The organism is Cobetia sp. SIMBA_158 (assembly GCF_046566945.1).
Taxonomy (GTDB): domain Bacteria; phylum Pseudomonadota; class Gammaproteobacteria; order Pseudomonadales; family Halomonadaceae; genus Cobetia; species Cobetia amphilecti.
Genome location: NZ_JAWJYL010000242.1, coordinates 1 through 279, shown reverse-complemented (window position 1 = coordinate 279; position 279 = coordinate 1). Strand labels below are relative to the sequence as shown.

Below are 279 nucleotides of genomic sequence, written 5' to 3'. Positions count from 1 at the left end.
GTCATCGCCCATGATCCGTTACTGACAAGCGAGCAGATCGATCAGCGAGGCGCAACAGGCTGCGAACTGGGGACGCTTTTGCAGCAGAGTGATGTCGTGTCGTTACGTTGCCCCCGCCTTGCTTCGACGCTGAACATGATGAACGCAACAACGTTTGCGTCCATGCGCAAGGGCGCCATTTTTATCAATACGGCGCGTGGCGGCCTGCATGACGAGGCCGCACTTCATGCGGCGCTGGCCTGTGACCACCTTGGGGGCGCGGGTATCGACGTCTGGGAC

Annotated in this window: 1 protein-coding gene; it reads left to right on the top strand. The window is 60.2% G+C overall.

What is annotated here, in order from left to right:
• On the top strand, nt 1-279 hold a 279-nt coding region (locus tag R2R70_RS19810; RefSeq protein WP_410978870.1), incomplete at both ends, for an NAD(P)-dependent oxidoreductase.